General features: G+C 65.4%; 22 protein-coding genes and 2 tRNA genes. 1 reads left to right on the top strand and 23 read right to left on the bottom strand.

All coding sequences use genetic code 11. From position 1 onward, the window contains the following. On the top strand, positions 1-762 hold the full coding sequence (locus tag HZB53_02285) for a hypothetical protein (GenBank protein ID MBI5876452.1): 762 nt from the start codon (positions 1-3) through the stop codon (positions 760-762). 105 nt (positions 763-867) lie between these two features. Here HZB53_02285 and HZB53_02280 read toward each other — a convergent pair whose 3' ends face one another. The 23 genes from HZB53_02280 to HZB53_02170 all read right to left on the bottom strand — a co-directional run bounded on the left by HZB53_02280 (position 868) and on the right by HZB53_02170 (position 21,660). Then, positions 868-1,221, bottom strand: coding sequence for a hypothetical protein (locus tag HZB53_02280; protein MBI5876451.1), 354 nt, complete (start codon positions 1,219-1,221; stop codon positions 868-870). A 170-nt stretch (positions 1,222-1,391) separates the two neighbouring features. After that, complete coding sequence (locus HZB53_02275) at positions 1,392-1,652, bottom strand: DUF2442 domain-containing protein (GenBank protein MBI5876450.1); 261 nt, start codon at positions 1,650-1,652, stop codon at positions 1,392-1,394. Between the two features lie 21 nt (positions 1,653-1,673). After that, positions 1,674-1,934 carry a DUF4160 domain-containing protein gene (locus HZB53_02270; GenBank protein ID MBI5876449.1) on the bottom strand — a complete coding sequence of 87 codons (261 nt, stop codon included), beginning with the start codon at positions 1,932-1,934 and terminating at the stop codon, positions 1,674-1,676. Between the two features lie 4 nt (positions 1,935-1,938). Continuing rightward, entirely contained in the window at positions 1,939-3,153 is a 1,215-nt protein-coding gene (locus HZB53_02265) for a molybdopterin molybdotransferase MoeA (GenBank protein MBI5876448.1), read from the bottom strand. Between the two features lie 122 nt (positions 3,154-3,275). Next, positions 3,276-3,902 (bottom strand): ATP-dependent Clp protease proteolytic subunit, encoded by a 627-nt coding sequence (locus tag HZB53_02260; GenBank protein ID MBI5876447.1) that lies wholly within the window; start codon positions 3,900-3,902, stop codon positions 3,276-3,278. 118 nt (positions 3,903-4,020) lie between these two features. Next, a complete protein-coding gene (gene tig / locus HZB53_02255; GenBank protein MBI5876446.1) occupies positions 4,021-5,376 on the bottom strand; it encodes a trigger factor in 1,356 nt (451 codons plus the stop codon). A 339-nt stretch (positions 5,377-5,715) separates the two neighbouring features. Next, a tRNA-Leu gene (locus HZB53_02250) sits at positions 5,716-5,798 on the bottom strand. 66 nt (positions 5,799-5,864) lie between these two features. Further along, a tRNA-Lys gene (locus HZB53_02245) sits at positions 5,865-5,937 on the bottom strand. A gap of 293 nt (positions 5,938-6,230) precedes the next feature. Beyond that, entirely contained in the window at positions 6,231-8,210 is a 1,980-nt protein-coding gene (locus tag HZB53_02240) for an APC family permease (protein ID MBI5876445.1), read from the bottom strand. 6 nt (positions 8,211-8,216) lie between these two features. Beyond that, positions 8,217-8,666 carry a hypothetical protein gene (locus HZB53_02235; GenBank protein ID MBI5876444.1) on the bottom strand — a complete coding sequence of 150 codons (450 nt, stop codon included), beginning with the start codon at positions 8,664-8,666 and terminating at the stop codon, positions 8,217-8,219. 224 nt (positions 8,667-8,890) lie between these two features. Continuing rightward, complete coding sequence (locus HZB53_02230) at positions 8,891-9,589, bottom strand: response regulator transcription factor (protein MBI5876443.1); 699 nt, start codon at positions 9,587-9,589, stop codon at positions 8,891-8,893. Then, on the bottom strand, positions 9,570-11,072 hold the full coding sequence (locus HZB53_02225; protein MBI5876442.1) for a DUF4118 domain-containing protein: 1,503 nt from the start codon (positions 11,070-11,072) through the stop codon (positions 9,570-9,572). The genes HZB53_02230 and HZB53_02225 overlap by 20 nt, the downstream gene beginning before the upstream one ends. Positions 11,073-11,722: 650 nt before the next feature. Beyond that, positions 11,723-12,472, bottom strand: a complete 750-nt coding sequence (locus HZB53_02220; GenBank protein MBI5876441.1) for an alpha/beta fold hydrolase — start codon at positions 12,470-12,472, stop codon at positions 11,723-11,725. Between the two features lie 25 nt (positions 12,473-12,497). Then, positions 12,498-13,943, bottom strand: coding sequence for a CBS domain-containing protein (locus HZB53_02215; protein MBI5876440.1), 1,446 nt, complete (start codon positions 13,941-13,943; stop codon positions 12,498-12,500). An 87-nt stretch (positions 13,944-14,030) separates the two neighbouring features. Next, entirely contained in the window at positions 14,031-14,696 is a 666-nt protein-coding gene (locus tag HZB53_02210) for a DUF3105 domain-containing protein (GenBank protein MBI5876439.1), read from the bottom strand. Between the two features lie 143 nt (positions 14,697-14,839). Continuing rightward, positions 14,840-15,448 carry a flavin reductase family protein gene (locus HZB53_02205; protein ID MBI5876438.1) on the bottom strand — a complete coding sequence of 203 codons (609 nt, stop codon included), beginning with the start codon at positions 15,446-15,448 and terminating at the stop codon, positions 14,840-14,842. A 65-nt stretch (positions 15,449-15,513) separates the two neighbouring features. After that, entirely contained in the window at positions 15,514-15,816 is a 303-nt protein-coding gene (locus HZB53_02200; protein MBI5876437.1) for a hypothetical protein, read from the bottom strand. Between the two features lie 269 nt (positions 15,817-16,085). Continuing rightward, positions 16,086-17,444: a beta-lactamase family protein gene (locus tag HZB53_02195; GenBank protein ID MBI5876436.1), complete on the bottom strand. Its 1,359-nt coding sequence runs from the start codon at positions 17,442-17,444 to the stop codon at positions 16,086-16,088. Positions 17,445-17,524: 80 nt separating this feature from the next. Beyond that, on the bottom strand, positions 17,525-18,922 hold the full coding sequence (locus HZB53_02190) for a cation-efflux pump (protein MBI5876435.1): 1,398 nt from the start codon (positions 18,920-18,922) through the stop codon (positions 17,525-17,527). A 10-nt stretch (positions 18,923-18,932) separates the two neighbouring features. Further along, entirely contained in the window at positions 18,933-19,706 is a 774-nt protein-coding gene (locus tag HZB53_02185; GenBank protein MBI5876434.1) for a slipin family protein, read from the bottom strand. Positions 19,707-19,763: 57 nt separating this feature from the next. Beyond that, a complete protein-coding gene (nuoI, locus tag HZB53_02180; protein ID MBI5876433.1) occupies positions 19,764-20,300 on the bottom strand; it encodes an NADH-quinone oxidoreductase subunit NuoI in 537 nt (178 codons plus the stop codon). Between the two features lie 74 nt (positions 20,301-20,374). Further along, positions 20,375-20,863 (bottom strand): TlpA family protein disulfide reductase, encoded by a 489-nt coding sequence (locus HZB53_02175; GenBank protein MBI5876432.1) that lies wholly within the window; start codon positions 20,861-20,863, stop codon positions 20,375-20,377. Positions 20,864-20,916: 53 nt separating this feature from the next. After that, a complete protein-coding gene (locus tag HZB53_02170) occupies positions 20,917-21,660 on the bottom strand; it encodes a PHP domain-containing protein (GenBank protein MBI5876431.1) in 744 nt (247 codons plus the stop codon). Between the last annotated feature and the right edge of the window lie 181 nt (positions 21,661-21,841).

The following is a 21,841-nucleotide window of genomic DNA, read 5'->3' as shown; positions in this document are numbered from 1 at the left end:
ATGCCTGCCGCCAACGAAGCGCTCACCTGGCAGTCGTTCCGCCGCCAGCCGCGCACGGCCCTGCCGCTGATCATGGCGCACCGTGGCGCGTCGGACGACCTGCCGGAGAACACGCTCGGCGCGTTCCGGCTGGCGCTGGAGCAGGGCGCAGCGGTGCTGGAAACCGATCTGCGCTTCACGCGCGACGACCAGATCGTATTGATGCACGACGCCACGGTGGACCGCACGACCAACGGCAGCGGGCCGATCGCCGGCATGACGCTGGCCGAAGTGCAGGCGCTAAAGACGCGCCGGCCGTTTGCGGAGTTGTTTGGCGGTGAAGCGCCGCCGACGCTCGAGCAACTACTGGCGGTAACGAGCGTGCCGCTGGCGCTCGAACTAAAGGATGCGCGCTTCGCGAACCCGGTTGACGCGCAGCGGTTGGTGGATCTGCTGATGCGGCACAACGCGCTGGCGCGCTGCGTGCTGATCTCGTTCCATCTGCCGCTTCTACAGGCGATCAAGGCGCTCGCGCCGAGTCTGCCAATCGGCATGATCACGCTTTCCAACGTGCTACCGCTCTACCCCACCGACTTCCTCGGCCCGTTCTGGCCCATCATTATGTTGAACCCGCTATACGTCTGGTGGGCGCGGCGGCAGGGCAAGCTGGTCTGCCCGCTGGACGATGTGCCGGAGCCGCGGCTGGCGTACTATCGCTGGCTTGGCGTACCGGTCGTGCTGTCGAACCACCCGGCGGTCACAAAGCGCGCGCTGGGGCGCTGAGCATCGCGCGCAAGCGGTAGAAGCGCACGCGCAGGGCGAACAAAAAAGGCACCGGCACACAGCCCGGCGCCTTCTCAATTTTGATGGTTCCGTTGCGCTGGCTATCTACCCTTTACGCAGCGCCCACCACGTCCACACGGCGCCGAGCAGGTCCACTGTGCCGAACATGATCAACTGCGGCGGCGCGGCAAACAGCGGCACGAGCGCTGCAAACAGCACGAACACGCCGATACGCGCCGTCACCGTCCACTGGAAAAACGCCGTCAGGCCGGCGCGTGCGGCCGAGAGATAGTAATAGGCCAGCACCAACGCCAGCACGCCAACCACCCGCGCCCAGATATCCGTGACCGGCGGGATTCCGAACAGGCTAAAAATGAGATTGGGCGCCAGGAAGAGCGATACGCCCATTCCAACGAGGTACACGCCGAAAACAGAGACCGACAGAGCCGAGCGACTCATAGGTGATGCTCCTTTCGGTGAATGGTCTGTACGTGCTTTGCGGTGTAGATGACCGCAGAACGTCCTGAATGCCAACCCGTGCTTGGAACCGCGCAATCAGCGCAATTCCCCGATCACCAGCGCCTCGACGGTCTCGCCGCGCTTGAAGTCGCCGCGGCCGACCGCAGTAATCACGCGGCTTGTGGCATCGGGAGCGTTTTGCCCGTTGCTTCGCTATACAGCACATCCGGATCCAGATCAACTCCGTTCGGCCACACTAGCGTGCCCGATTCCGAGTCAACGGCGACCTGGCGAAAAACGCGCGTATCGGCAAGAGGCGCAAATACGCCTCCGCGGCCACAGACCTTAGCTTGGAAATCAAGGCGCGCCACCACCCCGTCGCCAAAGGTCAGTTCCAGCGTGTAGCCGTCTATGTATCGCACAGCCTTAATACGTGGAAACACAGGCCCTCCCTAGCGCAACGGCGCTATCTTAACCGGCACGCTATCAACTCGCAAAAGTTGCCAGTTCCCCAGTAATTCTTGTTGATGTATGGCAGCCCACTCGAATACCATTGACAACGCCCGTCCAGGTAAATTGCCATGAAGCAACGCAATTGGTTCGATACCAATTTGTGCTTCTTCGCCACCGTAAATTGCATGGAAGTGAGGCGGGTCGTGATCATCATAGTACATGCGTATGACGATCCCAAAGAAACGGCTGATCTCTGGCACTTGGTTACCTGATCTCCCCGATTACCAGCGCCTCGACGTACTCGCCGCGCTTGAAGTCGCCGCGTCCGACCGGCAGTTTGATCAGCACGTTCGCGCCGGCCATCGACAGCAGGCGGCCGGAGCCTTGAAAGCCGGTGGTCGTCGCCGCGTACTCCCCGTCGCGCGCCGTGGCGATCGCGCGCTGGAATTCGGTGCGCGCCGCGTCGTGCTTCACGTCGTGCGCCAGCGCGACGGTGATGCGCGGGCGCAGCACGTCGCTGCGACCGGCCATCTTCAGCAGCGCGGGCCGCACGAACAGCTCGAACGAGACGAGCGACGAGACCGGGAAGCCCGGCAGCGCGAAGAACGGCGTCTCGCCGATCGTCACGAAGGTGAGCGGCTTGCCGGGTTTCATCGTCACGCGGCCGAAGTGCACCTGCCCGCGCCGTTCCAGCAGCGGCTTGACCAGATCGAGTTGGCCCATCGAGACGCCGCCGGATGAGACAATCACGTCGCCGCGCGCCAGCGCCTCGTCCATCTTCGCGCTAAGTTCGTCGGCATTGTCGCGCGCCGCGCCCAGTGAGAGCGCCTCGGCGCCGGCCGCGCGCGCCGCCGCCAGCAGCGCAAAGCGATTGCTGTCGCGGATCTGGCCGGGGCCGGGCGTCTGCCCCGGCTCCACCAGTTCATCGCCCGTGGAGAAGACGGCGACGCGCGGGCGCGGAATCACCGGCGCCTCCGCGCAGCCGATCATCGCCAGCAGGCCGATCTCGGCGGGACCGAGCAGCGTTCCGCTGCGTAACACGACTTCACCCGTCTGGATATCCTGCCCTACCGGCCGGATGCCGTCGCCCGCATTAGGCGCTGCATGGACAATGACCTGCCCGTCGCGCACCTCGGCCACCTCGACCATCACGACCGCATCGGCCCCATCCGGCACCGGCGCGCCGGTGGTGATGCGCATCGCCGTGCCGGGCTCCACGCGGATGCCCGCCACGTACCCGGCCATCTGCTCGCCCAGGTACCGGCGCGGCCTGGCGCCATCGGCCGCGCGAACGGCGAAGCCATCGACGCCGGCGGCGGCGAACGGCGGCATCGCATCGGTCGCCGCGCAGTCCTCCGCCAGCACCAGCCCGTGCACCGCATCGAGCGGCACGCGCACCGGCGGCCGCGCATGCACGTGATCGAGCACGATGGCGAGCGCCTCGTCAACCGAGATCATCGCGTATTTGGACTGTGTCATGGTTCGTGTCAACCGCCCTGCGAGATAAACAGCATGCGCGCGCCCGGAAGGCAAAATGCCGTCCCGGAGCGCGCGCACGAATTCATACGAAGCAGGAGCACCGCCGCAGAGCGAGCGGCGCGTTAGCCGTTCTTCGGCTTGTCGCCATCCTTGCCGTCCAGGCCGCGCGTCAGGACCTCGTCGACCAGGCCGTAGTCGACCGCGCCCTGCGCGTCCAGGAAGAAGTCGCGCTCCGTGTCGTGCGCGATCACTTCCAGCGTCTTGCCGGTCGCGGCCGCCAGAATGGTGTTCAGCTTCTCGCGCAGGCGCAGGATCTCCTTGGCGTGGATGGCAATATCCGTGGCCTGCCCCTCGGCGCCGCCCAGCGGCTGGTGCAGGTGGATCGTTGCATTGGGCAGCGCGCGGCGGCGGCCCTTGGAGCCCATCGCCAGCACCACCGTGCCGAACGACGCCGTCGAGCCGACCGCCACCGTCGAGATCGGCGCGCGGATCAGGCCCATCGTGTCGATGATCGCCAGGCCGGAATAGATGACGCCACCCGGCGAATTGATAAACATTTGGATTTCGCGATCCGGGTCCTCGCGGTCGAGGAAGAGCAACTGGGCCACGATCGCATTGGCGACCTGGTCGTTGATCGGCGTGCCCAGGAAGATGATGCGCTCCTTGAGCAGCAGCGAATAGATGTCCATCGCCCGCTCGCCGCGGCCGGTGTTTTCGATAACGTACGGGATCACGCTCTGAATCTCCATGCGGTTATTTACCTCGCCTTACCGGCGGGCGGCCGGTGGCGCGCCCGCTGAGAATTGACTATCACTACCCAATACGGCGCGGGGGCATCCCCGCATGGGTGCCGGCGCGCCGTGTCTGTTACGAGGCGACGACCACGTCGCTTGGGCGCGCCGCATCGGCATCACCGGGCAGCATGACGACCTCACCCTTCGCGATCGCCACCAACTTCTCCATCGTCCAGCGCTGCAGGAGCGTCAGGCCCAGCGCCACCTGCGAGTTCTTGTCCTTGTAAGCGTCGCGCACATAGCCGCGTAGATCCTCGGGATAGCGCGCCGCCATCGACTCCACTTCGACGTTGATGTCGTCGGCCTGCACCTTCAGCCCCTCGCGCTCCGCGATGTCGTATAGGAACAACGTGTTGCGCAAGCGCGATTCCGAACCGGGCCGGATCGACGAGCGGAAGGTGTCAAGCGACATGTTATTCATACGCAGCCACTGGTCGAACACGAAGCCCTGCTGCGCCACGTCCTCTTTGAAGTGCTCGATCTGATGGTTGACTTCCTCATTGAGCATCACGTCGGGGTACTCAACCTTGGCGCCAGCGACGGCTGCCTTCAGCACCTCATCGTCAAACGTCTCCTTCGCGACGTGGTCGGCATTGTCTTGCAGATTCTTCTTGAGATCGGCCCGTAATTCGTCGAGCGTCTCGAAGCGCCCGTCGGTCTTGGCCAACTCGTCGTCGAGCGCCGGCAGCGTCATCGACTTGACCTCGTGAACCACCGCCGTGATGTTCAGCGTCTGCCCGGCCAGCCCGCTCTCGGTGTCGCTCTCCGCCACCAGCAGGTTGATCGTGCGCGAATCGCCTTTGGCCACGCCGATCATCGCCCGGCTGAAGCCGGGCGTCAGGTCCTCCTCGCCCTCGACCAGCGCCACATCGGTCGCTTTGCGGTCGATCAGCATGGCCTCGCCGGACATGATCTTGACATCCATGTTGACGATGTCGCCGATTTCGGCGGCGCGCTCGACCGTCGCGATGGTGGCATGCGCGCGCTGCACCTGCGCCAGCGCGCGGTCAACCTGCGTGTCGCCGATCTGCTCGGCCGGCTTCGGCTCCAGGCGTAGCGATCGGTACGCGCCCGGGTCGATCACGGGGCGGGTGGCCACCGTATACTTGAGCGTCATCGGCTCCTGGCTCACGACCTCCAGCACCGGCCGCGCATAGGCGTTGATGCTGCGCTCGTCCAGCAGCTTGATCAGCACATCGTCGGCGATCTCTTCGACCGCCTCTTGCCGCAGCGCCTCTTTGCCGATCGTGCGCAGGACCACGGCGTACGGTGCCTTCCCTTTCCGGAAACCGGGGATGCGCGTCTGCCGGGCGATGCGCTGCGCAGCCGACTGCATGGCCGTGGCCACGTCGGCGGCGGCTACTTCCGCCTGCAGCGCGATCAGGCAGGGGCCGAGCTTCTCTTCCGTAACATTTTGCAGTGTCGTCATAGTTTACCTTCGCATGTCCTTGGGGTACGCGTCATTATAAAAGTGATGAATCGGAGTGTCAAAGACTCGCGGCCGGGGGGTGCATTTCAGATTGGGGAGCGGCGAGGCGGGAGCAATACGTCATGCCCGCGAAAGCGGGCATCCAGTGGTGTTGCCCCTGGACTCCCGCTTCCGCGGGAGTGACGACTTGTATTGCCCAGGCACCAGTTCGCCCCAAATCTGAAACGCGCCCCGACGGGCGCTTCCCGGCCGCAGGCGCAAAGAAAGCAGTAAGCACGAAGCGAGGGCAGGCGCCGGAAACGCCGTCTGCCTTATGCCTGGTGCCTACTGCTTTCGGGTTGCCGGGGGAGGGACTTGAACCCACACGCGGTTGCCCGCACAGACTCCTAAGGCCTGCGTGTCTGCCATTTCACCACCCCGGCGCGCGGTGGACACACCCGATAAAGAATCTGCCAGGCGATTAGACCTGGCAGGTGTGATCGTGTCAGTGGGCCATACAGGACTTGAACCTGTAACCTAACGATTAAGAGTCGCTTGCTCTGCCAATTGAGCTAATGGCCCGCGTGCCAGCCACAATCTGCTGCCCGCTGGACGCCAAGAGATTATAGCAGAATTCAAAACGCGGACAAATTTCGGCGCGGCGGCCCAACGCCCAGCGCGCCCGGATCACCATTGCCTGACGACCCGGGCGCGCTGCGCTTCGTTCTTGCGCGAACCCCATGCCCGGCGAGCATGAGTAGTTGCATTACATCCGCGTAGAGGCCGGGCTTGCCCCGGCCCGGCAGCGGGCACCCGCAAGGGGTGCCCCTACGCGAAATGCCGCTAATGTCATGAGCAGCGTAGTGCAGGCGGTGCTACCGGCCGGAGCTCGCTGCGCCGGCCACTTCGGCCGGCTTGCCGTTGGCATGGACGTGCAACTGGTACGTCACATCGGTCACGACCACGCGCGGCATCGACTGCAGCGCCAGCTTGAACACGATTGAGCTGTTCTGGTGTAGTGCGTGCTCCCAGTAGCTGTCAAAAGTGATCTGGCTGAGGATGACGTGTACGAACGCGTCCGGCCGCTCCTTCAGGTACGCCTGGATATAGTCGACCAGCGGCTGCGTCAGGCTGCGGTACGGTGATTCGAGGATCACGAGCGGCGGCGCGTCCGGCAGGCGCTCGGCCCACTTCTGCGCCACCTGCTCGGTCTTCTCCGGGTTGATCGCGATGTGCACGCCTTCCCACGGCTCACCGGTGGACTTGACGAAATTGACCATGCGCAGCGTGGCCGCATGCACATCGTCCACCAGCAGGATCGTCTTCAACGGTCGCGGCCCCATCTGCACTGCCTTGCCGCGCAGGCTCAACTCGGTTGCCACGCGCTGGTAATGGTGGTGGATGCGGAAGAAGACGATCACCAGCGTCGGCACCAACACGACCACGATCCACGCTCCCTGCGGGAACTTGGTCACGGCAAAGATGATCATCACCACGAACGACGCTGCCGCGCCGATCGCATTGATCGCGATCTTCCAGTGCCAGCGTGGGTCGTGCTCCAGCATCGAGCCATGCGTCTTGATGGTATCGCCCGGTTTCAGCTTCGAAATTTTCCACCAGCGGACCACCATGCCCGCCTGCGACAACGTGAACGACAGGAAGACGCCGATGGCGTACAGCGGAATCAGCGCGGACACATCGGCCTCGAACACCACAATCAGCAGCGAGGCCAGCATCGCCAACAGCGTAATGCCCCACGAGAAGACCAGCCGGTGGCCGCGAAAAGTCAACTGCCGCGGCAGGAAGCGGTCGCCGGCATGCAGCGCGGCCAGTCGCGGGAAGTCCGCGAACGAGGTATTGGCCGCCATAATAAGTATCAGCGTCGTGGCCGCAATCGTGAGCAGATACAGCGGCGTGCTCGCGCCCATGATCGTGCGCGCCAGTTGCGAGATGACCGTCTCGTCCTTCGACGGCACGACGCCCGCCTGGCCGGCCAGGAACGTGATCGCCAGGAAGGTCGTCATCAGGATGCCGCTCATCCAGAGCATGGTCGTGGCGGCGTTGCGGCTCTTCGGCTCACGGAACGCCGTGATGCCGTTCGAGATCGCTTCGACGCCGGTCAGCGCGGTACAGCCGCTGGAGAACGCGTGCAGCACGAGAAACAACGACAAGGTCTCGACGCCGGTTTCCACGGGGTGAAGCACGCCGGTCACCTGCGGCAGCGTGCCGGTCAAGTAGCGGAACAAGCCGACGCCGAGCATGAGTCCGATCATGCCGACGAAGAAGTACGTCGGCACGGCAAAGACACGGCCGGATTCTTTGACGCCGCGCAAGTTCATGATCGTCATGAACGCGATGATCACCAGCGCCAATTCGACGCGAAAGCTATGTAACTCCGGAAATGCGGAGACCAGTTGCGCCACGCCCGACGCGACGCTAACGGACACGGTCAGAATGTAGTCGGTCATCAGCGCCGCGCCGGCGGTCTGTGCGGCCCCTTCGCCGAGGTTGTCGCGCGCCACAATGTACGCGCCGCCGCCGCCAGGGTATGCGAAGATCGTCTGCCGGTACGACAGCGTCAGGATAACGAGCAGGAGCGAGATCGCGCCCGCCACAGGCAGCGAAAACGCGAACGCAGCGGTGCCGGCCGCGGCCAGCACCAGCAGGATTTCGTCGGTGGCGTACGCCACCGACGACAGGGCGTCGGATGCGAACACGGCCAGCGCCACGACTTTGCCGATCGCCTGATGCGGCATTTCGGAGGTTTCGAGCGCCTGGCCGAGCAGCATGCTGGTAATCGACCGGCGTCGCTGCTCGTCGCGGCGCTGACGGATATGTCGGACAACTTCACTCATAGGATTTCAGTCACGCTTGATAATCTCTGCCCTTGCGGGCAGGTTGAGTATCACCAATAGCTCCCGCAGGTCGAACGGCTTCTGCAGGAAGCGCACGTCGGGCAGTCGCCGGGCCAGCACCGGGTCGGGCGGGGCATGGGCCACGATGGCGAGCCGGAAGCCCGGCGGCGCAGCCGAGCTCAATTGAATCACCGGCGCAAGGTCCGTATCCAGCGCGACAATCGCGCCAGAATAGTCGCCGGTCGCGATCGTTGCTTTGAGCGACTCCAAATCGCGCTTGAAGTTCAGCACGCAACCCAGCCGCAACAGGGCGCTGGCCAGCACGCGCCGCAGCGCCGGGTCGGGCTCCATCAGCAACAGGCGCGGCCGCGCGGCAAACTCCTCGCGGTCTGCGGGTGTGTCGGCAACGGGATCGACCAGCAAGGGCGAATTGGAGGAGTAGACGGTCGTGGACATGATATGCTCCTGGGTAGGCTTACACAGTCAGGTTACCGCAGGAGCACTAAGCCGCGACTAAAGCGTGGCTAAAGAATAACTAAAAAATCCCGCCGGGCAGTCCGCGGCGGGAGTGAAGCATTCGGTATTTCAGCGCCAGGCCACCAAGTCACAAGGCGCCAGGCCGATCCTTCCTGCTGTGCGTCCTGGTGACTTGGTGTTTGATTGCATTCGTATCCGCGGCCTCACGCATCGAGGCGGAAGCGATAACCGACCCCTGGCTCGGTCACAATCAGGCGCGGGCGACTGGGGTCGTCTTCCAGCTTGCGGCGCAACTGGCCGATATACACGTGCAGGTACGCCGCCTCGTCGCCGTACTCCGGTCCCCAGACCTTCTGCAGCAATACGCGCTGAGTCAGCACCTTGCCGGCGTTTTCGATCAGCACCTTGAGCAGCGCGAACTCCTTGGGCGTCAGTTTCACTTCCTCGCCGCGACGGGTCACCACTCGCGCGTCGAGATCGATTTGCAGCGGCCCGTACTCCTGAATTGCCGGCGCTGACGGCGTGGTGCGCTCGGCATGGCGCAGGGCGACCCGGATGCGCGCCAGCAACTCGTCGAGGCTGAACGGCTTGACGAGGTAGTCGTCGGCGCCGAGATCGAGCGCGCGCACCTTGTCCTGATCGCTATCGCGCACCGACAGCACGATGATCGGCACCGCCGAGCTTTGCCGCACGCGCTCGACCACCTCAAAGCCGTCCACCGGCGCCATCGACAGATCGAGAATCATCACATCGGGTGTGTCGGCGGTCGCGGCGCGCACCGCGCTGTCGCCATCTGAGGCGCTGACGACCTCGTAGCCGCCCGCGCGCAGGCCCGCGCGCAGCGCGCGGACGATCTGCGGCTCGTCGTCCACGATGAGCACCTTAAGCGCCCGGCTGCTCATGCGCGCCCTCCCCGTCCGGTTCGAGCGGCAGCAGAAACGTCACGCGCGTGCCCGTGCCGGCCTGGCTGCTGATCCAGGCGCGCCCGCCGTGCGCCTCCACGAAACCCTTGACGATCGACAGCCCCAGGCCGCTGCCCGGCACCCGCGGACTGTTGTCGGCGCGGTAGAACTTGTCAAAGACCGACTGCTGCGCCTCCGGCGGAATGCCGCGGCCATGGTCGCTGACGGCGATCTCGACGAAGTTTCCGACACGCCGGGCGGCGATGTCGATCTGCGCGCCGGGCGGCGAGTATTTCACGGCATTGTCGATCAGGTTCGTCATGATCTGCTCGAACGCCGCGTAGTCGAGCGGCACCGGCGGCAGGTCGGACGGCACGTCGGTCTTGATCAGATGCGCCTGCGTGCGCGCCGCCAGCCGCCGCAGCACCGTGTCCATCACTTCACTCAGCGCATAGGGTTGCTTCTGCAAGCGGACCGCGCCCGCTTCGATGCGCGACATACTCAGCAGGTTGCCAATGATGCGGTTCAGGCGATCGGTCTCTTCGTTGATCGCAGACAATTGATCGACCAGCGACTCCTCATCCCAGCGCAGGTCGCGGCGCATCAGCCCGGTCACGGCCGCCTTGATGGTGACCAGCGGCGTGCGCAGATCGTGCGAGATCGACGAGAGCAGCGCCGATTTGATGCGGTCGCTCTCTTCCAGCACGCGGGCGCGCGTCGCCGCTTGCGCCAGGCGCGCTCGCTCGATAACCGCAGCCGCCTGCGCGGCAATCGCCGCGATCAGCAACCGCTCATCAGCGCCCGGCGGCACGCGCGTGAAGAGCTTGATGATACCGAGCGGCCCATGCTCAGACTGGATCAGTGCCTCGAACGGAGCAACATCCGGTGCGGGCACGGAGCCCGCTTCGGCGGCCAGGCGCAGGGCGCCGGCGTCCGGCTTCAGCCAGACTTCGCAGCGACTGCCCGCAAACACGGTGCTGATGCGCCCGGCAATGGTCTGCAGCATCATATCCAGGCCGACCTGCCCGGAGACGGCCTTGCTCAGGTCGTACAGCACGGCCAATTCGTGCTGCTGCTTCTGGGCGGTGCCGGCCTCGCGGCGCGCCCGCGCCAGCAGGTAGCTGACCAGCCCGGCCACGGCCAGAAACACGAACAGCGCCAGCACGTCGCTCGGGTTCGCGACGACGAGCGTGTGGTACGGCGGCAGAAAGAAGTAGTTGAAGGCGAGAAACGACAGTAGTGACGCGACGAGGCCGCCGACCCAGCCCGCGATCAGCGTGCTGACCAGTACCGGCAGCAGATAGACGAGCGCGACCACCGGACTCGAGGCCGGCTCGAACGACAATTCCAGGACGAGCGTGGTGGCGGCGACCAGCACCGGCACCGCTGCGTAACGCACCGGCCGCGACTGGAGCCAGCTAAATGTGAACATGGTGACTGCGCCGATCAGCGGCGCAGCCATCATTGTACGGCGGCGCAGCATGCAATGGCAAATCGGGCATCGCTGGGAGGCGCGTCACCACCACATGCAGTCGCCCCGCGCGACGGGCGGAACGGAGCCAGCAGAAAGAGCAACCGTTCGAGGGGTTGCTCTTTGTCTACGCTCGCATCGACCGGCCGCCAACGCATATCGTTAGCTGGTCGCGGGCCACTCCAGCGTCAATTCCGAGTCCTATTCGATATCGTCCGGGTTCATCTTCGCGCCCGCGTCGACCAGCTTCGCGTCGCCGTAGTAATGCTGCACGTCGTCTGCGTCGTCGTATACGATCACTACGGGTATGCACTTGGATTCAACAAAGGGATGGTGTGACCCCCAAAGACTGGAGGGAAAAACGATGGTTGAAACAAAACATCGCTGGGCACCCGCCCACCCTTAAATGGAGTCCTACCGCGCCTTTCGTGTTCCAGAGTTTCGCGCCGTTCGTGCTCCAAAGGTTTCGTGTTCGACGACTTACGGAGGCCATCGATAACGACCCGTGGCGCGGCGACACCCCAAAGGGTGCGATAGTCGCCGCGCCACTACTAAGACTTTGACCGGAAATAACTTGACCCGTTTGCAAATTGGATCCATCGAAACACGCCTATTTCCGGGCGTTTTCGCACTCAAGTGGGCAGATTGTTTCCGGTCAAACCCTAACCCCCGTGCGCGCTGATGAAACGGCGCACCTCGGCCAGCACCGTCTCGCGCTCGCAGTCGGCGCAGATTATATGGCCGCTGCGCTCCAGCAGCACCAGCCGCTTGTCGGCCGCGCCCAGCCGGTCGAAGACCCAGCGTGCCTCCGGCTCGTCCGCCAGCCGGTCCACTTTGGAGAAGACGAGCAGGCTCGGCGCGGTTGCGCGCGGCAGATCTTTGCGCATTTCGCCGGCCAAGTCGAGCAGGCTGACCACGCACCCGGTCGGGTAGCGGTCATAGACCAGGTGGCCGTCGCCCAGTTCCGCGTCGGTATATGAGACGCCGCCGGTCGGCCAGTACGGGATGAAGCGCTGGAACGGGCGGAACAACGTGATGCGCCAGTCGCGGATGTGGGCGGGCGACGCCATCAGCACGATGCCGTCGGGCTGCTCCGTGGCGGCCAGGTGCGCGGCCAGCATGCCGCCCATCGAGAGGCCAATCACGAAGACACGCGCGCACTCGGCGTGCAGCTGCCGGTAGGCGTCGCGCACGCCGGCGTACCAGTCCGGCCAGCGCGTCGTGCTCATCTCCTCGGGCGTCGTGGCGTGCCCGGCCAGGCGCGGCCCGCGCACGCTGTGTCCGTCGGCCGCCAACTGCGTGCCCAGCCAGAGCATCTCGTGCGGCGTGCCGGTGAAGCCGTGCACCAGCAGGCAGCCGGTTGGACCACCCTTCATATGGAACGGCTCCGCGCCGGGCATGATGTTCGTCATCGGGTGTTCGAGCGCTCGCGTCGGGCTACTTGCGCTTCTTTGGCTTCGCCCGTCGCGTCGGCTTTTTCGGCGCGGGCTTGCGCGTGCTTCTTGCGACGCGCTTGACGGGCGTCTTGCGCCGGGCCGGTACCTTTGGCTGCGCGGGCGCCGCCTGCGGTGCGCGTGTGCTGTCCGGTGCTGACGGCTCCGCCTCCCAGCCGCGCTCCTCGACCGCCGCAAAGATGTCGGTGTCGCTGACGATGCCGACAATATCGTCGCCGTCCTGCACCGGCAGGCGGCGGATGTTGAGGCGCGTCATGATGTCCGAACATTCGCCGATCGACGTATGCAGCGTGACCGTGATCAGCGGCGACGAGCAGATCTCGCCGACCGTCAGTTCGTCCGGGTCGCGCTCCTGCGCCACAATCTTGGAGACGATGTCGCGCTGGGTGACGATGCCAAGCGGCCCGCCTACCCGGCGCGGCTCGATCAGCAGGCTCAGGATGCCGTGCGCTTCCATCAGTTCGAGCGCGGTGCTGACGGTGGTGCCGGGCGGCACGCGCAGCGCCTGCCGCTCCATGACGTCGGCGGCCGTATGCACATGCGAGCGGGTGATGTGCCGGAAATCCGGGCGCGGCAGCGGCCGCCGGTCAAGCGGGCCGCCACGGCGTCCTTCCACGACGCGAAAAATGTCGGTGTCGCTGATGATGCCGACCGGGTGGCCGTCCTGCGTCACGGTCAGCCGCCGCACGCCGAGCTCCACCATGCGCGCCGCGCACTGCGGCAGCGTGACGTGCGGCGCGATGGTGTAGAGCCCCGCCGACATGATGGCGGCGACGTGCAGCGCGGCGGGGTCGCGGTTGGCCGCCACGACCTTGCTGATAATGTCGCGCTTGGTCACGATGCCGTACCGCGCCGCCCCGGCTTCGGGCGTGACGATCAGGCTGGAGATGCCCTGCGCGGCCATCTGTGCCAGCGCGGACGCGACCGTGGCGTCCGGCGCCACCTGCGCGACCGGCTTGCTCATCACATCCTCGACCGTGGTGCGGCGGATGCGCGCCAGCGTGCCGATCAGGCGCAGCTTGGACGAGCCGAGTTGGTCCGGCCCCCAGCCGCGCTCCTCGACGGCCACGAAGATATCGGTCTCGGTGATGATGCCGGCCAATTGCCGCGCGTCGTCGAGCACCGGCAGGCGGCGCACCTTCAGGTCCATCATGCGCGCCGAGCACTCGCGCAGGCTGGCCTCCTGCTGGATGGTGGCGATCGGCGCGGTGCAGATGTCCGCGACGCGCGTCTGCTCCGGGTCGCGCCCGCCGGCGATCACCTTGCCGACGATGTCGCGCTGGGTGACAATCCCGAAGCTGCCATCCGGCATCGGCACGACGAGGCTGGACTTGTCCAGTTGCTTCATCGTGTGCATCGCGTCGCTGACCGGCGTCTCCGGCGCGATGGTGTGCACCGGCGACGACATGACGTTCTTGACGGTATACATGAATAACTCCTAAATCCCAAGCCCCAAACTCCAAACCCCCACTGTTCGGCTTTTGGGATTTGGTTTTGGGGATTTGGGATTTTCATTCTATGGCGTGTCCGGCTCCGGGCCTTTATCCTGGTGCGCGACGAAGAATGCACGCACGGCGGCTTCATCGTAATCGTCCAGCTTCAGGTAGAAGTTCCAGGCGACGAGCGTCAGTTTGTTCGCCAGTTGGTCGTACGGCTGGACCAGTAGCTTCACATAGCCGAACTTGCTGCGCACGCCGGTGCGGCGGAATCCTTCCAGCTTGGCGAGCAAATCGGGGCAGCCCTGCGGGCAGTTGTACAGCGCGACGACGCCGCTGTGCTCGAGGTTATGCACCCACTGCTCCGGCGGCAGCGTCTTGTCTGCCGGCGTGTCCCATGCCGCCGCCGTGTCGAAATGCGGGCCGGAGGTCGGCGGAATCGAATTGTACGCTTGATGCGGCTGGCCGACGGCGATGTGCGTGCCGCCCATGTTCGGCACCGCGACCTCTTTGCCGACCAGGTCGCCGTTCGGTGTCGCGGCGGCGGCCGTTGCGGGCGCGCTCTGAGCGGCCGTGCCGGCCATGACTGCGGCGGCAATCGCCGCGATCACGATCAACACCAGCACGCCGGCGCCTCCGGCGATCCAAATCTTGCGGTTCTGCAGCAGGGCGCTTGTGCCGCCCGCTTGGTCCTTCTTGCGCAGTGCGTCCAGGCGCTGCGCGCGCCGTTCGCTTGTTCGCGACATGGCTCGCTTCTCCCCCCTCGATAGCTGATCGAACAGAAGACCCTCCGAGCGATTGCGTGCCCGAAGGGTCTCGACGTTTGTCCCGGTATTTTGCCACGAACCCGCAAAGACACAAAGTAGGGCGTTTCGCGGCGCGGCGGCGCTTACGGCGGTCGCTGCATCTCGAACAGGCGGCCGAGCGTGGTGTACCACGAACTGCCGCCCAGCCGGGCCACCGGCGCGAGTTTTTGCGGGTCCACCCGTCCGCGCTCGTCGAGGATGTCGTCGGCGATGCGGAACTGCACGACCTCGCCGATGATCATAGTGTACTCGGAGCGCGGCAGCGGCACCGCCTGTGCCAGCACGCACTCCATGTTCACGCTCGCCTCGGCGACGCGCGGCGGCTTCACCTTGACCGACGGCGCGGGCGTCAGGCCGCTGACGGCGAACTCGTCCACGTGCGGCGCGTAGTTGCCGGAAGTCAGGTTCATGTGCGTGGCGACGTGCTCGCCGACGATGTTGATCACGAACTCGTTCGTCGCCAGAATGTTCGCCAGCGTGTCTTTTGCCGCGCCGGCGCGCCGTCCGACCGAGATCATCAGGTACGGCGGTTCGCCGCTCAGCGCGTTAAAGAACGAGAACGGCGCCAGGTTGGGCACGCCGCCGGCGGATATCGTCGATGCCCAGCCGATCGGGCGCGGGATGACCGTGCTGGTCAGCCAGGGATAGACGCTCTGGCCAAACGTGGCCGGATCAATTTCCATAAGCCTCATGCTCGCGAGTGAAGCGTGACACGTGCCGTGCGTAAATCACCGTGCAGCGGATGCCCACGCGTCGTTTAGATATACGCCAGGCTGGGGTCATCGCGAATATAAGCCGGGATGCTTCCCAGAAACGGCTTGACCGGCAGCCCGTGCCATGCACGCAACAGGTGATACGTGGGCGAGGTGAGCAGGTTGCATGCGTCCACCGCCTCGCGCCATGCGGGACGCCGAACCTCGCGAATGGTATCCGGCTCCGGCAAGATGCCGAAGTCCCATGCGCCGCACATGCGCGCGATGAAATCGATGCGATCAGCCAGCGAGTCGATCTGCTCCGGCGGCTCGCTATCGGGATACAGCGAGCCGTCAATCCACGTCATGCAAGAACCAGGCCTTTCCGAAGTACATGGCACGTCTGCCCCCATCCGCACCCTGTGCCCGCGCCGCAGGCGCGGAGCGGGGCATACGCCCCGCCGCACAGGGCATACCTTCCCCCGTTCGCACATGGCGCGAACAGGGGAAGGAGCCAGTCCCCTCCCCCGCGACGCCGACGATGCGGCGGGGCTTCGGGCCCCGCCGCGCTTATCGGTCAGCAGCCCGAAGCCGCTGACCAGCGCGTCGCGGGGGAGGGTTAAGGGAGAGGGCATGTTTACGCCCGCGCGCGGATGCGTCCGCCGAAGCGGAACCACGCCACTGAGCCGTCCGGGTTGCGCAGGAACTCGCCCTGCAGGTCGGTGTGCGGCGCGTCGAGCGCCCTGACCCGGTCCGGGCCGATGAAGACCAGGCGTGTCGGCGGCGGCGTTGGGCCTGGCGGCGTGTCTTTGGTTGGGAAGCCGCCTCTTGGCGTGACGCTCATCATCAACCGATTGTCCTCCAGGTATAGCTCGTTGTCGCTCAGCAGCGATGTGTATTTGCCGGTGTACGCCGACAGCGCGGCTGTATCCATACGGACCACCTTGGGCTTCGGTGGCATGACGCCGAGGAACTCCTTGAGTGCGAACGCCGTCGCCTCGCGGTGCAGTTCCGCGCCGCGGTCGGCATTGGTCAGCACCGTCAGCGCGAAGCCGTGCGTCGGCGCGAAGAGGAACGCCGACAGTTGGCCTTTCGTCGCGCCGCCATGCCGGACGACGCGCACGTCACCGTGGTCCTGCACGAACCACGACAGCGCCATCTGCTCGCCCAGCGCCGCCATGGTGATCGGCGTCTGCATCAACTTCAGCGACTCGGCCTTCAACACGCGTTCGCCGCTGGCGGCGGCGCCGTCGCCCATGTGGAAGCGCGCGTAGGCCAACTGATCGCGCGCGGTCGAGGCGAGCGCGCCGGCGGCGTGCGCCGAACGCGCCAGCGGCCACGGCGCAGCGACGTTCGCTTTGTCGTTTTCGACGATGTGCCCGGCGACGAAGCGGTGCGTCATCACGTCGGTCGGCATGATGAACGACATCGACAGGCCGAGCGGCTTGAGCACCAGATCGGTCAGCGCCCGCTCGTACGTCGTGCCGGCGGCGGCCTCGATCACGCGGCCGGCCAGGCTGAACGCCGCATTGTTGTACGACCAGGCCGCGCCCAGCGGCGTCAACTGCGGCAGATCGGCCATGCGCCGTACGTACTCGGCCAGCGCATCGTCGCCGCTGCCCGTGTCGTCGAAATAATCGCCGGCCCAGCCCGCCGTGTGCGTGAACAGGTCGCGCACCTGGACGTTGGCGGCCACCTGCTCGTCCTGCATCTTGAAATCCGGCAGATAGCGACGTACCGGCGCATCGAGCTCCAGTTTGCCGGCCTCGACCAGCCGCATCGCGGTCGTCGCCGTGAACGTCTTGGTCGTCGAGCCGATCTGGAACAGCGTGTCGGCGTCCACCGGCAGCGGGTGGCGCACGTTGGTGACGCCGAAGCCGGCGGCGTACTCCTCGCCGTCGAACAGCACGCCGACGGCAACACCCGGCACGCTGAAGCGCTTCATCGCATCGCGGATGAACGCGTTGAGGCTCTCGGTTTTGGCAGTGTGTTTCATGCAAGCTCCCGGTAGATGTGTTTGGTCAGACGATCATGCCATGCGCGCCGGTCGATCACGGTCACACATGGCCGGTGAAGTCAATCGGAAACAGCCATCGAGCGCGGTTCGACGTGCACCAGCACCTGCCCGACGTTCGAGATCTTCCGGCGCAGCGTCGTTTCCAGCCGCGTCGCGAGGTCGTGCGCCTCGCCGATCGGCGAGCGGTCGTCGAAGAAGACGTGCAGCAGGATGGCCAGCTCGCCGTCCACGCTGCGCACGCGCACATGATGAAAGCCGTCCGGCCCGCACGTTTCGCGCGCGATGCGCTCCACATCCTGGCGCGCCGCTTCCAGCGCAGTGTCGGGGAGTTCGTCGTGCCCGCCGTGCCGCTGCACCGGCTCGATGTGGCTGGTCACCTCGGCGACGTGCGGGATCAGCCGACGCGCCTCGTCTTCCAGGTGGCTGACCAGCGCGTGCGCCTCTTCGAGCGTCAGGCTGTCGGGCACCTCGACGTGGAACTGGATGTACATCGGCCCGCCGATGTTCTGCAGGCGGATGCTGTGCAGTTGCAGTTCGTGCTGTGCGGCCAGACCGCGCAGGGTGTCCATCAGGTTCTCGTCCTGCGGCGCGACCGGATCCACGTGCACCAGCACGTCGGCGCGCGGCACGGCGTTCTTCACGACTTGCTCGACGGCCGATGCGATGCGGTGCGACTCTTCGAGCGTCGCGGCGCGGCCGACGGCGATATGCATGTCCACGAACGACTGCGGGCCGACGCGCCGCACGCGCACCTGCCCGGCGTCCACCACGCCGTCCACGACCAGCGCTTGTTTGCGGATTTCATCGGCCAGGTGGCTCGGCGCCGTGTCCAGCAGCACATCCACGGCGCGGCGCGTCAGTTGCAGACTGATGACGATGGAGATGAGCGCGACGCCCAACGCGGCCACCGCGTCGGCGCTCGCCAGCCAGTGTAAGCCGGACAGTTGGCCTGCCTTGACCAGCCCGAGCCCGACCAGTACGACCGCGCTGCTCGCGATGTCGGTGCTGAAGTGCAGCGCATCGGCCTCCAGCGCCTGGCTCTGGTACTTCTGCGCGGCGCGCGCGAGCGCGCGCGAGCGGGAGAAATCGACCACGATCGAAATGGCCAGGATGACGAACGCCCAGAGGCTCGCTTCCACCTCGACCGGCCGAAAAAACAGCCGCTGGATCGCCTCGTAGATGATCGCAACGCACGTCACGATCAGCAGCCCGGCCTCGATCAGCGCCGAGAGGTTCTCGATCTTCCCGTGGCCGTACGGGTGGTTGTGGTCGGCGGGGCGCTCGGCGACGCGCACGGCGACCAGCGTCACGGCCGCCGCGACGAGGTCCAGCCCCGAGTGGGCTGCCTCGGACAGGATGCCGAGGCTGCCGGTCAGCACGCCGACCACGATCTTGATGGTCGTCAGGCCGATCGCCGCCAGCACCGACGACGCGGCGACCAGCGTCTTCTCTTGCATGCCGTTCGATTTACTCGTGCGCGGTGATCTTCTTGATCGCTTCGAAGATGTCGATCGGCATCGGGAAGACGACGGTGGAGTTCTTTTCGGCGGCGATCTCCGTCAGCGTCTGCAGGTAGCGCAGTTGCATCGCGCCGTTCGAGCCGGAGATGACGCGCGCGGCCTCGGCCAGTTGCTGGGCCGCCGCCACTTCGCCCTCGGCGTGGATGATCTTGGCGCGCTTCTCGCGCTCAGCCTCGGCCTGCCGCGCCATCGCGCGCTGCATCGTCTGCGGCATTTCAACGTCTTTGACCTCGACGGTCGAGACCTTGATGCCCCACGGCTCGGTCTGCTCGTCGATGATGCGCTGCAAATTCTGGTTGATCGCCTCGCGGTTGGCGAGCACGTCGTCGAGCGACGCCTGGCCCAGCACGCTGCGCAGGGTCGTCTGCGAGATCAGCCAGGTCGCGCGCCGGAAATCTTCGACCTTGACGATCGCCGCCGATGGGTCCACCACGCGGAAATATACGACCGCGTTGACCTTGACGGTCACGTTGTCTTTGGTGATCGCCTCTTGTGTCGGCACGTCGAGAGTGACGACGCGCAGGTCGACGCGCACCATACGATCGATGAACGGGATGATGAAGAAATAGCCGGGGCCGCGCGGCCCCGCCAGTCGCCCGAGCCTGAAGATGACGCCGCGCTCGTACTCCTGCACGATCTTGAACGACGCCTGTATCAGCACGAAGCCGAAGACGACCACCAGCAGGCCCAGCGGCCCCAGCAATCCAATCAGGATTTCCATGCAATCTCCTTGCACTATAACGAAAAAGGGGCGCACCCGGTGCGCCCCTGTCGGTTCCTAGGCCAGACTGGCTCGCCAGTCGCTCGTTGGCGTGTTGCTGCGCTCTTTCGGCCCCGAGGTAATCTCGGAGTCTTTTTGGGGCAGGTCGGATCCCGGCATCAGCAGCATGTCCTTGCCGTAGATGAACGAGCGGCGGTTGGTGCCCGACAGCTCGTACTGGTGCCTGAGCACTACGGCTTCGACCGGGCACGCCTCCTCGCAGAAGCCGCAGAAGATGCAGCGGATCATGTTGATCTCGTACACCTTCGCGTAGCGCTCGCCCGGCGAGAAGCGCGCCTCGGGCGTGTTCTCAGCCGCCTCGACGTAGATCGCCTGCGCGGGGCAGGCCGCAGCGCACAGCGCGCAGCCGATGCAGCGCTCCAGCCCGTTCTCGTGACGCTGCAAGACATGGCGGCCGCGAAAGCGCTGCTTGACCGGCGGCTTTTCTTCCGGGTACTGCACCGTGGTCTTGGCGGACAGCATCGCCTTGAACGTCACGCTCATGCCCTTGGCGATGGCGGTCGCACCGTTGATCGTGTCTTTGAGAATGCCCATGCGGAATGTACTCTCTATGAGATGTGTGCCTATGATTGAAGGAACTAGCCTAGTTCCTCAAGTTGCCGCGAGCTTCAGCCCGGCTTGAACGCCGGCACCTGGTCCGTCTCGGTCAGCAACGGCACCGGCGAAGCCGACAGCAGGCCGGCGATTTCGTCGGACAGGGCAAGGTAATGCTCTTTGTTCCAGCCCATGTTGATGTGCCGCACCGCGCCCTGTGTGTCGAGCAGGAAGACGGTCGGCACGGTGAACAGGTCGTACGCCGCCGAAACGTGCCAGCCGTCATCACGCACGATCGGGAATGTGATGCGGGCATGCGCCGCCATCGCCGCGGTGTCGGCTGTGTCGTCCTGCGACACGCCGAGCACTTGCAGCGCCGGGTAGTGCTGGTGCAGCCGCTCGATAATCGGCAGCGTCAGCTTGCTGGTCGCGCACGACAACTTGAAGAAGGCGACCAGTGTCGGCGCCTGCGGCGCGAGCGACACGAGCCGGTAGGTTGCGCCGCCATCGTTGGCGGTCAGCGTGAAATCCGGCGGTGTCTGTCCGATTTCGGGGAGTGGCATGGCGTTTGCGCTGGGGCGAATCCCTCTTCTTTTATACTCTTTTGAGCATTACGTCAAGCTTTGCCGCCGTGAATCTGTCGCGAGCGGCGGATATGCTTCAGCGGCAGTTGGATCATGCTCTTGTACATCTGGCGCCGCGCGATCTTGGCCAGTGCGCGGTACTCCGGGCCGCCCCAGAACGCGCCGCCGGCCTGCGTGCGCGAGGCGGCCAGGCTGGCCTTGAAGTCTGCCGCGCTGTGCCCCTCGAACAGCGTGTGTCCCGAGCCGATCAGGTCGAGCGTGTGCGCGTCGCTGCCGCCGGTCTCCGGCAGGCGCGCCTCGGCGTTGAAACGCCGCGCTTTGCCCGCGATGACCCGCCCGGCGATGCTCGGGTTCATCACCTCGATGCCGTCGAAGCTGATGCCGGTGCGCGTGTCGCGCATGACGCGCCGGATGCCGCGCGCGCCGACGCTGCGGATCAGCGGGCTCATCGGGTGCGGCAGCAGGCACCAGCCGCCCTGGTCGCGAATCGCCTGGATCGTCCAATCGAGCGGCTTCATCATGCGCAGCGGTTGCTTGAGGTCGTAGGCCAGTAGGTGCCCTTCCAGCGTGGTCACCTCCATGCCGACGATCAGCTCGAACCGGTAGTGCTTCTGCGCGACGATCTCAAGCGCCTCGAACGCCCCCTCGATCATGTCGTGATCGGTGATGGCGACCAGGTCGAGATCGGTCTGGTTCTCGATGTGCTCAAGGACCTCGCGCACCGAGGGCAAGCCATCGCTCCACTCGGTGTGGATATGCAGGTCCGCTTTACCCATACCTGTCAATTATAGCACAGGCCGCGGGCGGGTTGCGCGGGCAGCAATTCTCATTTTGGCTTTGGACAGGTATTTTCCAATGCCGGCTTGCTATGAACTGGCCCCTGGTACTTGTCACGCAAGCTGGCTCGACAAGAAAGCGGCGTTGCCCTCCCCCCGACCCCCTCCCAACGGAGTTGGG

It is taken from the genome of Chloroflexota bacterium (assembly GCA_016235055.1).
Classification (GTDB): Bacteria; Chloroflexota; Anaerolineae; order JACRMK01; family JACRMK01; genus JACRMK01.
This window is presented reverse-complemented; position numbering and strand designations above follow the sequence as displayed.

Bases quoted from the DNA above. Each gene is read 5' to 3' on its own strand.
- HZB53_02285 (MBI5876452.1), top strand. From the start codon at position 1: ATGCCTGCCGCCAACGAAGCGCTCACCTGGCAGTCGTTCCGCCGCCAG.
- HZB53_02280 (MBI5876451.1), bottom strand. From the start codon at position 1,221: ATGAGTCGCTCGGCTCTGTCGGTCTCTGTTTTCGGCGTGTACCTCGTT.
- HZB53_02265 (MBI5876448.1), bottom strand. From the start codon at position 3,153: ATGACACAGTCCAAATACGCGATGATCTCGGTTGACGAGGCGCTCGCC.
- HZB53_02260 (MBI5876447.1), bottom strand. From the start codon at position 3,902: ATGGAGATTCAGAGCGTGATCCCGTACGTTATCGAAAACACCGGCCGC.
- tig (MBI5876446.1), bottom strand. From the start codon at position 5,376: ATGACGACACTGCAAAATGTTACGGAAGAGAAGCTCGGCCCCTGCCTG.
- HZB53_02240 (MBI5876445.1), bottom strand. From the start codon at position 8,210: ATGAGTGAAGTTGTCCGACATATCCGTCAGCGCCGCGACGAGCAGCGA.
- HZB53_02235 (MBI5876444.1), bottom strand. From the start codon at position 8,666: ATGTCCACGACCGTCTACTCCTCCAATTCGCCCTTGCTGGTCGATCCC.
- HZB53_02230 (MBI5876443.1), bottom strand. From the start codon at position 9,589: ATGAGCAGCCGGGCGCTTAAGGTGCTCATCGTGGACGACGAGCCGCAG.
- HZB53_02225 (MBI5876442.1), bottom strand. From the start codon at position 11,072: ATGCTGCGCCGCCGTACAATGATGGCTGCGCCGCTGATCGGCGCAGTC.
- HZB53_02220 (MBI5876441.1), bottom strand. From the start codon at position 12,472: ATGACGAACATCATGCCCGGCGCGGAGCCGTTCCATATGAAGGGTGGT.
- HZB53_02215 (MBI5876440.1), bottom strand. From the start codon at position 13,943: ATGTATACCGTCAAGAACGTCATGTCGTCGCCGGTGCACACCATCGCG.
- HZB53_02210 (MBI5876439.1), bottom strand. From the start codon at position 14,696: ATGTCGCGAACAAGCGAACGGCGCGCGCAGCGCCTGGACGCACTGCGC.
- HZB53_02205 (MBI5876438.1), bottom strand. From the start codon at position 15,448: ATGAGGCTTATGGAAATTGATCCGGCCACGTTTGGCCAGAGCGTCTAT.
- HZB53_02200 (MBI5876437.1), bottom strand. From the start codon at position 15,816: ATGACGTGGATTGACGGCTCGCTGTATCCCGATAGCGAGCCGCCGGAG.
- HZB53_02195 (MBI5876436.1), bottom strand. From the start codon at position 17,444: ATGAAACACACTGCCAAAACCGAGAGCCTCAACGCGTTCATCCGCGAT.
- HZB53_02190 (MBI5876435.1), bottom strand. From the start codon at position 18,922: ATGCAAGAGAAGACGCTGGTCGCCGCGTCGTCGGTGCTGGCGGCGATC.
- HZB53_02185 (MBI5876434.1), bottom strand. From the start codon at position 19,706: ATGGAAATCCTGATTGGATTGCTGGGGCCGCTGGGCCTGCTGGTGGTC.
- nuoI (MBI5876433.1), bottom strand. From the start codon at position 20,300: ATGGGCATTCTCAAAGACACGATCAACGGTGCGACCGCCATCGCCAAG.
- HZB53_02175 (MBI5876432.1), bottom strand. From the start codon at position 20,863: ATGCCACTCCCCGAAATCGGACAGACACCGCCGGATTTCACGCTGACC.
- HZB53_02170 (MBI5876431.1), bottom strand. From the start codon at position 21,660: ATGGGTAAAGCGGACCTGCATATCCACACCGAGTGGAGCGATGGCTTG.